The sequence below is a fragment of the bacterium genome (assembly GCA_030655055.1).
Taxonomy (GTDB): domain Bacteria; phylum Edwardsbacteria; class AC1; order AC1; family EtOH8; genus UBA5202.
In genome coordinates this window covers 43,027-50,417 of record JAURWH010000110.1, presented here as the reverse complement: position 1 = coordinate 50,417, position 7,391 = coordinate 43,027, and the positions used below count along the sequence as shown (strand labels likewise).

The following is a 7,391-nucleotide window of genomic DNA, read 5'->3' as shown; positions in this document are numbered from 1 at the left end:
GGCCCTGGGAGGCCTGGGCCAGCCTGGGCTGGCAATACTCTGACTGCAGCGTCGACACCGCCGGGCTGGGTCTTTCCTCCCCTATCGGTTTTCTGCCCAGGGCCGAGCTGTCGCTTTCGGGGCTGTTGGGCCGGGGAAACTTTAACGGGAATCTGTCCTACGATCCGTCTTACGACCGGGACCCGCACGGCCAGCTGCAGTTTTACCACCCGCGGTGGGAGCTGAACCTGGGAGAATTCTACCCCCGGCTTTCGGAACTGGCTTTTTCCGGGCTTTCTCCGCTGGGCGGAGCCGGGTCATTCAAGAATGGCCGCCTTAAGGTTGACCTGCTGGCCTGCCGCTCCCAGCCGGCCGACACCGGTTACCAGACCTTTGCCCAGTACATTTACGGCGGCCAGGGCTGGCTGGAACTGCGGGACAGCCTGGTCTTTGCGGCCGGATATTATTCCGGGTCCGATGATCCTTCCTCCCTGCCGGATTCGGTCAGATATAAGACCAGTTCCTACATCTACACCGACTCCCTGCTGGGTATTTCCGATACCGTAATATCCGTGGATACCCTGCACCCCGGCCAGAACCGGCTGATGATAATGTCTCTGTCCTATCCCTTCAAGACCCTGCTGTTGTCAGGGGAGTATATCGGCACCCGGCTGGTCCCCGACACCGGGGAAACAGTTAACGGCCAGGGCTACTCGGCCGGGATAAAACTCCGGCGGGAAAGGCACCTTTGGGAAGCCCGGTACATTTCACTGGGCCAGTATTTCTACAGTTTTGGCAACCCTTACGCCGAGGCGGCCAAGAATGAACTGGCGCTGGACCAGGAATCCGATTGGAACAAAAGATTAAGCACCAGGGCCTACGCCTCGGCCTATAAGATATTCACCGATTCCGCCGCCGGCAACAGCTACAAGGCCGGGGCCTCGCTGCGGGTGGCCGGCCTTAGCCCGGACCGGTGGTTCTCCGGTTTTTCCCTGAATTTTGACGGCAACCTCCGGCCCTACACCGGCTACATCTACCGGAGCCGCAGTCTGGGAACCAGTTTTAGTTTAAAATGGAAACGGCTCCGGGCCACGCCCCTCTATTCATATTCCGCCAGCCAAAGCGACCGGCTGACCCGGTCCCATTCAGCCAATCTGGACATTAACTTTTCTTCCGGAAGAGCCTGGCAGATCAATTCCGGATACCAGTATTATCAGCTCCGGGATGATCTGAACACCGTCGACCAATTCAAGCACACGGGGTATATCAAGGGCACCGCCAGCCTGGGAACCAGGTTTTCCCTGGAACTGGGGGCCAAGCAGATAAACAAAACCGACCGTCTGGACCCGTCAAAATCGTATCACCAGCGCCTGGCCTGGGTTGATTTTGGCTATCGGTTTTAAGCCTCCCGGGAGCCCCAAACCACCATTTGGAACCAGATGAAATAGGCCGCCAAGTCCAGTAATATAAATGTGTTATGGCTTGATTGGGCACCGCATTCAAATAATGCCCTTCTCCGGGAACTAGACGGGGTTAAAACGGCTCTAACTTAATACCAATATGACGGAAAACAGCAATATAGCATTTGACCAGATAGTCCAGAAATACGATAAGCGGCTTTTTAATTTGCTCTTTCGTTTGACGGGCGATTATGACCTGGCCCAGGACCTGGCCCAGGAGGTTTTCCTGATCGCTTACAAGGAGTACTCCAAGTTCCGGGGTGAATCCGATTTCTTTACCTGGCTTTACCGGATAGCGGTCAACCATCACCGCCGGCATTTAAGGAAACAAAAGGTGATGTCCTTCTTTGGCCTGGGCGAAAGAACCCCGGAGGAAGAGGTGTCCGACCCCGGGGCCCTGGAGCAGATGGAAAAGATCGAAAAATTATCCCAGGATAAGATGATCCGGCAGGCGGTGTCCGAACTGCCGGTGGAATTCAAGGAGACCGTAGTGCTGTATTACTTTGAGGATCAGGCCTGCGACGATATCGCCAAAATTTTGAACTGCTCTCCGGGCACCGTAAAATCACGCTTGTGGCGGGGCCGCCAGATCCTGGCTCAAAAGCTTAACGGCTTGAAGGCCGCCAATAATCAGGGAGGAAGAAATGAACTGTCAGCAAATTGAAATATTTTTCCGGGACAATCCCGGCGCCGCTTTGCCGCCCCAGGCCCAAAGCCATGTCCGGGAATGCCCGGACTGCCGGGCTCTGGCATCGGGACAAAGCGAACTGGAATCGCTGCTGCGGAACCAGCCCAGCGTTGAACTTCCCCCCTATTTCCAGGCCAGGCTTTGGGCCAGGATAAACCGGGCCGAAGTCAGACCGAAGCTTTTCGAGTTGCGGCCGGCCCGGCTTTCCCTGGCCGCCTCGGCCCTGATGATCGCCGCCGTGCTGACCCTGTTTTTACGGGCGCCGGTGCCGGAAAATATTTTTGCCCCCCAGGCTGTGATCCAACAGCCTTCGCCAGCCGCTGGCCCGGACAATGTTCCCGTCAGACCCGAAATTAACCTCGCCGCCGTTGAGCAGAAAATCATCGAGGCCAGCCGGATCTATCCGGTCTGGCCCGGAGAGCAGGATGTGGCCGAAAGCCGGGATCTGAACATCGTGGCCTCCTTTTATCCGGCCGTTCAAACCCGCGACCGCATAAAGGTAAGCATTGACGACCGGCCCCTGGCTTCCGCCCAATACCAGATGAAGGAAGACTATCTGACCATCTCCCCAAATGCCCTGGCGCCCGGCCAGCACGTGGTGCTGGTATCCCTGACCGGCCGGGACGGCCGGGAGACCAACAAAAGCTGGAGCTTTTATCTGCTGGAGGAACGCTCATGAAAAAACTGATCCTGGTCATTTTACTTTTGGCTTCGGCTGCAGGGATGGCCCTGGCCCAGCAGCTGGAAGTGTCCCCCAATCCGGCCGGGGTGATGCCCAACGGAAAGGTCCAGTTCTCGGTGCCGGGCCAGGAGCAGGCCGCTGTCCGCTGGCAGGTGCTTCCCCCGTCTTTGGGATCCATTGATGCCAGCGGACGATTTACCGCCGGAAGATCGGCCGGACAGGGAATAGTGCGGGCCTCGGTGCAGCAGGGCGATAAAATGATTTTGGGCCATGCCCTGATCAGGGTCGCAGGCGGCAAGACGGCGGGATTGACCGTCAAAGTAATCCCCGGCTCGGCCCGGATGGAACCGGGGTCGGCCATAAAACTTTCGGCCGAAGTCCGCTATTTGAACGGCGAGCCGGCATCAGAGGCGGCCATCTCCTGGCAGGTGGTGCCGGCCGGCCTGGGAACCATTGATGAAAACGGTAATTTTACCGCCTTAACCCCGGGAACCGGCCGGATAGTGGCCCTGGCCAAGTCTGAGAAGTTCAAAGGCCTCGGACAGGCCAAAATAACCGTGGGACCAAAACTAAAGCCCCAAAAACTGATGGTGGAGATGACCCCGGCCAAGGCAGATCTTAAGCCCGGCGAAAATGCAGTATTTTCGGTCTCCGTCAGAGATCGTGATGGAAACCCGGTTGCGGCCGAGCTGGAATATCAGGTGGCGCCTCTGGCGCTGGGCACCATAGACGGTTCCGGAAATTTCACTGCCGGCAAAAACCCTGGAGTGGGAACGGTCAAGGTGCAGGCCAAAAATGAAACCGGCTCGGGAACCGCCAAATCCCTGGTGGTGGTGTCCGAAAAGACCCGGCGTTATACCATTAAGGTAAAACCGAGGCAATCGGCGCTGGAACCGGGACAGTCCCTGGAGTTCACCGCCGAGGCTTTTGACAACAGCGGCAACCCGGTCACTCCTCCCTACTGGGTCTGGAAGGTGATCCCGGAAAAACTGGGAGAGGTTTCTCCCCAGGGCATATTCACCGCCGGACAAAAGGACGGCCAGGGAAAAGTGGTGGCCTCGCTTCCACCCCAGTTCGGCCAGGGCCAGGCAGCAGCCTCAGTCAGGATAAAGCCGGGCCAGCCGTTGCGGGTGAAAGTGGACCCGCTGCGGGCCATACTGCCTTCCAATCAACAGCAACAGTTCACCGCCACCATCTCGTCGGCCGAAGGCAGGCTTATGCCGGAAGTAAAGGTGATATGGAAAGTTTTTCCTGACGGACTTGGGCATATAAACCAAAGCGGCCTCTTTACACCCAACAACCAAATAGACAGCCCCAAAAAGGGCATGATAATAGCCCAGGTTCCGACCGGCCAAGGAGGGGGACAAGGCGGGGCCACTGTAAGCATCTCTGAATATAAGATAAGAATTACGGAATCAGGAACCATCCTGGTTCCATCAGGCGGCAGCCATTCCTTCACGGCTATCATCACCGACGCTGGGGGAAACCAACAGCCTGCCATAGAACTGAAATGGCTCACCGACCCCGCCAACCAGCAATTCGGAACAATTAGCCAATCAGGATTGTTTACGGCCGGACGCCCGGCAAATCAAATCACCGGCTGGGTAATAGTACGGGCTACGATCAACGGGTCTGTGATCGCCGACCGGATAGCCGTGGTGATAAACGCGGCCAAATAAAAGGTTCCCCTTCGTTTCAGATAGGCACCATGCAAAAAACCCCCGCCATAAGCGGGGGTTTTTTATATTGCCATCTTCGGATGTTTATTTCCTGGCTTTGGCCGGCTTTTTGACCGCCGCCGCTTTTTTTACCATCTTTACAACCTTGGCCTCATTTTCTTCCATCACCGGAGGACATTCTTCAGTCCCTTTTTCCTCCTGGCGCTCAAATATGTTCCGGTCGTCGCGCCTCATCACTATGATCCCGTAAATGATGGTCTGGCCCACCACCGTGGCGGCGGCGGCATAGGAGATCACCAGCAGCCGGACCAGGTTCAGCGACATTCCCATTAAAAAGGCTGAAACGTGACCCGACCAGTTGAGGGCCGGAGTGTTCAACAGATACAGCCCCTGGTCAAAACCCCATCCCTGCAAGGCGCCCAGCATTACATTCAGCACCATCGGCGGGGTATAAAGATTGAAGGCGGCGGCGCCCAGGTCCAAAAACCTTTGCCCCATGAAGACCCCCAGCAGTTTGTAGGAGATCATTACCGCATGATGACTGAACAGGGCAAAGACCCCGAAGCCCAACAGAACTATCAATTTCAGCAGTCCGCTGTACACCACCAAACGCCAGGGCTGGGAGGTCATGGTGGAGAAGATCTCAAAAAGGTTGTCAAAGGTGTCGCTCTTGGCCGCCCCGGCCACGATCGGCGAGTAGAACAGGGCCACCATCAGGGCCGCCAGCAGAAAGACGATGAAAAGACAGACCAGATAGACCGGAATGGCCAGGGCCGAGACCGTCAGCTCGCCCAGATAGGGTATCCGGCCCCACAGCCCCAGGACCAGTCCGCCCAAGACCAAAAAGCCAATGAAAGTAACTATCACCAGCGGCGCGCCCAGCACCGCCTTCCAGCCCTGTTTTACAAAAGCGACCGCTTCCTTGACCTCGTAAAATTCATTGCCCGAGAGCTGTTCGGCGGTGATCCTGGCCACCACGGACGAGGCCAGCATATAGCTGACGCCCAGTCCGGCGGCCCCCAGAAACCAGAGGATCCAGGCCCCCGGGCCAAAATCCGACCAGGGCAGCGGCAGCAGCCCGAACATGGCCCAGGTGTCGGCCAAAGAACGTCCGGCTGCGGCATGGGCCAGGTAGCTGAACAGGTTGTAAATTGCCAGACCCAATAACAGACCGCAGAAAAAAGTCCAGATCTTTTTGGGCGAAAAACCAAGCCGGGCCGCCCTGAACACGTCCTTAAAATTAAAATACATTTTAAGCATGGGCTTTATTCCTCCTGTTTATTGGGTTTGTATGATTCGCCGTAATGGTTTTTAACCCAGGTATTCCACCAGCATCTGGCAGATGTAGTCCTCAATCCGGCGGGCCAGCTTGGCCCGGTAGATATTATTGACCATGATGGAGAAGGCGAACATCTTTCCGTTCTTGGCGGTCAGGTAACCGGACAGGGCCGAAACCCCGCCGATCGATCCTGTCTTGGCGTAGACCCGGCCCGAGACCTTGGGCCCGGAAAGCCGGCTGGTCAGGGTTCCGTCTATTCCTCCGATGGCCAGGGAATTATAAAAATCCTCCCAGTAAGGCTGATTTGACATGAACTTCAGCAAACTCACCACCTGCTGGGGGGAGACCGTATTCAGCCGGGAAAGGCCGCAGCCGTCGTAAAGATCGATGGTTCCCAGTCCCATCTGCGCGGTGATCACCCGCTCGGAGAGCGAACCCTGCTGGCGGCTGCCTTCGCCCCCCATCTCGGAGCCTATGGTGTTGAGAAGGGCCTCGGCATAAAGATTGTGGCTGTTCTTATTGATGATCTTGATGATCTCGGAAAGCGGGGGGGAATAATTGGCGTAGATCAGTTCGGCCTGCTGTTTCAAGGCTATGGGCTTGTCGGTCAGGGCCAGACCCTGGCCCGAGACCGTGACGCCCTTGTCCTGCAGCACCGCAGCAAACACCCTGGCAAAATGGCCCTGGGGATCCTTGGCCGTGAACAAAAATCTTTTGCTGGAACCCTGGGCCAGGGTCCCGGTTATCTTCAGCGCCTCGCCGTCGAAGCTGGCATAGGCCTTGCCCACATTGTAGACCTTGCGGGACTTGGTGACCATTTTGCCGCTCTTGTCCTTGACCTTGCGGGTGGCGGTGCTGCTGCTCCCCTTGATGGTGCGGCTGAGGTTTTTTATCTTGATGGTCATGGGGGGGTCGGTGGAGACCCTTAACGGCTTGCCCAGCTGCCCCCCGGAAATTGTGACCGCCACCAGATTGTCGCGGTAGGAAAGCCCGGAGATCTGCCAGGCCATCCGTTTTTTTGACTTCACCATCTTGTTGGTGGCCCGGGGCACCATGGAAACTATCTTCTCGGGTATAAAATTCCCCTCGTCGCCGATAATATCCCCGTCCACCGCCGTGATCCCCTGCGATTTCAGGCTGTCGGCCCACTCCTCCAGCAAAGCCAGTTCGCTGATGGTGGGGTCTCCCGAGCCTTTGATGATCAGGTCCCCGTGCAGCACCCCAAAGGAATCTATCTCGCCCAGAGCGAAGATCTCGGTCTGGTAGGAATAGTTGGGGCCCAGCTGTTCCAGCGCCGCCGCCGTGGTGAAAAGCTTGGCATTTGAGGCCGGGATGAACTTGCTTTGGGAATTGTGCTGGTAAATGATGTCGCCGCTTTCCAGGTCCATCACCGCGATGCCCCACCGGCCCAGCCGGGGCAGCTTCTGGTCAAACAGCTTATCCAGGTCATCCTGAATGTCTCCGGTGGGCTTGGGCATATAAACCACCGACTGCCGCCGTTTGGCTGTTTTGGAAGCCTTGGTTTTTTTTGCTTTGGCCGCCTCTCCGGTGGAAAAAAGCAACGCCCCGCCCAAAATAATGGCCAAGGCTGACAGTATTATTTTATTCAGGCGAAGCGTCAATT

6 protein-coding genes are annotated in these 7,391 nt (G+C 56.9%); 4 read left to right on the top strand and 2 right to left on the bottom strand.

All coding sequences use genetic code 11. From position 1 onward, the window contains the following. From Q7U71_05130 to Q7U71_05115, 4 genes are all read left to right on the top strand, one after another. Positions 1-1,382, top strand: a 1,382-nt coding sequence (locus Q7U71_05130; GenBank protein ID MDO9391142.1) for a hypothetical protein, incomplete at its 5' end; no start/stop codon positions are given. A 157-nt stretch (positions 1,383-1,539) separates the two neighbouring features. Then, a complete protein-coding gene (locus Q7U71_05125; GenBank protein ID MDO9391141.1) occupies positions 1,540-2,103 on the top strand; it encodes a sigma-70 family RNA polymerase sigma factor in 564 nt (187 codons plus the stop codon). Further along, positions 2,084-2,806 carry a hypothetical protein gene (locus Q7U71_05120; protein ID MDO9391140.1) on the top strand — a complete coding sequence of 241 codons (723 nt, stop codon included), beginning with the start codon at positions 2,084-2,086 and terminating at the stop codon, positions 2,804-2,806. The genes Q7U71_05125 and Q7U71_05120 overlap by 20 nt, the downstream gene beginning before the upstream one ends. Next, positions 2,803-4,488: a hypothetical protein gene (locus Q7U71_05115; GenBank protein ID MDO9391139.1), complete on the top strand. Its 1,686-nt coding sequence runs from the start codon at positions 2,803-2,805 to the stop codon at positions 4,486-4,488. The genes Q7U71_05120 and Q7U71_05115 overlap by 4 nt, the downstream gene beginning before the upstream one ends. Before the next feature lie 84 nt (positions 4,489-4,572). Here the strand turns inward: Q7U71_05115 and Q7U71_05110 are convergent, their stop codons facing one another. Both Q7U71_05110 and dacB read right to left on the bottom strand, forming a co-directional pair. Beyond that, positions 4,573-5,748, bottom strand: a complete 1,176-nt coding sequence (locus tag Q7U71_05110) for a hypothetical protein (protein MDO9391138.1) — start codon at positions 5,746-5,748, stop codon at positions 4,573-4,575. A gap of 51 nt (positions 5,749-5,799) precedes the next feature. Beyond that, positions 5,800-7,389, bottom strand: coding sequence for a D-alanyl-D-alanine carboxypeptidase/D-alanyl-D-alanine-endopeptidase (dacB, locus tag Q7U71_05105; GenBank protein ID MDO9391137.1), 1,590 nt, complete (start codon positions 7,387-7,389; stop codon positions 5,800-5,802). Positions 7,390-7,391: the final 2 nt, after the last annotated feature.

What these genes read in the sequence shown, in the direction of transcription:
- Q7U71_05110 (MDO9391138.1), bottom strand. Translation starts at nt 5,748, where the DNA reads ATGCTTAAAATGTATTTTAATTTTAAGGACGTGTTCAGGGCGGCCCGG.
- Q7U71_05125 (MDO9391141.1), top strand. Translation starts at nt 1,540, where the DNA reads ATGACGGAAAACAGCAATATAGCATTTGACCAGATAGTCCAGAAATAC.
- Q7U71_05115 (MDO9391139.1), top strand. Translation starts at nt 2,803, where the DNA reads ATGAAAAAACTGATCCTGGTCATTTTACTTTTGGCTTCGGCTGCAGGG.
- Q7U71_05120 (MDO9391140.1), top strand. Translation starts at nt 2,084, where the DNA reads ATGAACTGTCAGCAAATTGAAATATTTTTCCGGGACAATCCCGGCGCC.